The organism is Proteiniphilum sp. UBA5463 (assembly GCF_002427225.1).
Taxonomy (GTDB): Bacteria; Bacteroidota; Bacteroidia; order Bacteroidales; family Dysgonomonadaceae; genus Proteiniphilum; species Proteiniphilum propionicum.
In genome coordinates this window covers 1-2,099 of the sequence record NZ_DIQL01000031.1, presented here as the reverse complement: position 1 = coordinate 2,099, position 2,099 = coordinate 1, and the positions used below count along the sequence as shown (strand labels likewise).

Genomic DNA, 2,099 nt, shown 5'->3' with positions numbered 1-2,099 from the left:
ATTCAAATCGTGTACAAGAAATTCAGAGTATATATTGCTAAATATAAAAGATTTACAAACAACAAACATTATTTTAACGGGACAACAGTGACTGAAAAAATCCTTTTCTGATATTAGTTCTTCTTTTAGCAAATCAATATTTGTATGGTATAAAGGAATTAGCATGGGATAAACTTCACTCAATTTATAGCAAAGGGAAAACACAATCTCTTTTTTAATTTTGGAAATGTTTTGTATTTGTATCTCTCTCCTTTTTCTGGAAATTTTCATATCACAAATTCTGGAATAAATAAGAGGCTGGCTGTCCATGTATAAAACGCCTTTGGACTTGGCTATTTCTGACCATAACTTGTAATCCTCCGCATAGCTGTAATCTTCATATTGTATTTTCTTTTCGTCGATAAATGATTTGCGCATCATGTATATGGGGCTAATCCTTACATTATCGTTTAATAGTTGTACCAAAGGTTGTTCAATCAAGCCGCAGAATTTTTGTTCATGCATCCTTCTGGCAATGTTTTTTCCAAAAATAATTTCCCAACAGCTACATACTATAATATTAGGAAAGTCCTCCATAACCGAATGTTGTAATTTGAGTCGGTCGACATGCATAATATCGCCTTCTAAGTTCAACTTAGAGTTTGGAAAGTAATTTTTGCATCCCAAAGTAGATCACACTATAGCCTTGTCGACAAGCACGATCTCCCAAAGCGGAGGCGATAAAACTTTTGCCACAACCGGTTGCCCCGGTAATCAGGATGGAGCCGGCATCACGGATGTAACTGCCGTTTGCTAAAGAAAGAATGAGATTTTTGTCTAATCCTCCGGAAGCATCGAAATTTATCTCTTCAATACTTGCCCGGTAGCGAAACGATGCATTCTTTACCAACCTTGCATATCGGTTTGATTGCCTTTGATCCCGCTCCGCCTGAAGAAGGATTCTGAGGCCGTCCGTAAAAGAGAGTTCATGAATTTTCCTGCTTTCCTGCAAGGCTCCGGCCATGCCCGAAAGCCTCATGCCTGAGATTTCCGATTTAATCTGTTCCATTGTTTTTGTAATTCAATTTGGTTTATGAATGACGGTTCATCCAGCATAATATTCCCTGCCTCTGATGTTCCCGTGTTTTATATTGTTACTGCCCTTTGGTATTTCATCTGCCGACATATTAAGCAGATAAACCCTCGTGTCGATGATTTTCTTGATGGACTGGTAAGTGTATATGCCGTTATCCAAGGCGTAGCGGCAGACTCTTTCGAAAACAACCGGATCTGTTTTGCGCTGCAGGCTCAGCAGTCCGTCACAGCGACGATACTGTATCCCGGGAACTTCGGACTTGTCAAAGAACAGCCGAAACAGTTCCGTCAGGCACTGTGAACGTTTTGAAGCCTCTTTGATGTAGAACTCGGGGCTGCGGTTGCGGTAGAAATTATGGCTGGATCCCATGTGATCCTTTTCCGTGGTGTAACCCGGCTTCAGCGAACGGCGGTGTGTGGCAACGCATTCCCCTCTGACGAATATACGCACCAGTGCGCGGGTATAGATGATTTCAGCCTTTTCCCCGATGTAATGATAGGGAACCGAATAGTAATGTTTGTCACGGGCAAGATAGACGCAATTGTTCACACTCACGGTAAGACACGCATAATATTTTACTTCAAATGCCTCACGCGGAAGCTCTTTGAGCAAGGGACGCTCTTCTGCCAAAAACTTCTCCTGCCTGCAATATTCTTTCTGTTGCATGCGGGTCTGATTGTGTTCCAGAGCTTTTTCGGCAAAAGCGGCATTTACCTGCTCAAGGGAGAAGAACGTCCGGTCGCGCAGTTTGGCATAAATCCGCCGGTAAGCGATCTTTACCTCATTCTCCACGGCGGCCTTATCCCGCGGCTTTCTCACACGCGTAGGGACAACGACGAAGCCGTGGTGATTGGCAAAATCCTCCATGATCCTGTTTATTTCGGGTTCATAGCGGTCGGCTCTGACTACCGATGCTTTCAGGTTGTCGGTGACTACGATCTTGGGAGATCCTCCCAGGTGGTTCAGACAGCAGCCCAGAGCATATAAAAAATCATCGCTGCGCTGGCTGGGAACGGCCATGACA

2 protein-coding genes and 1 pseudogene are annotated in these 2,099 nt (G+C 43.6%); all 3 read right to left on the bottom strand.

All coding sequences use genetic code 11. The annotated features are described in order from the left end of the window. Positions 1-633 (bottom strand): annotated as a pseudogene (locus B3B27_RS05305) (hypothetical protein); the annotation flags it as partial. A 1-nt stretch (position 634) separates the two neighbouring features. Next, positions 635-1,048, bottom strand: a complete 414-nt coding sequence (locus tag B3B27_RS05300; RefSeq protein WP_238868689.1) for an ATP-binding protein — start codon at positions 1,046-1,048, stop codon at positions 635-637. Positions 1,049-1,084: 36 nt separating this feature from the next. After that, positions 1,085-2,099, bottom strand: a 1,015-nt coding sequence (locus B3B27_RS05295; RefSeq protein WP_414703310.1) for a Mu transposase domain-containing protein, incomplete at its 5' end; no start/stop codon positions are given.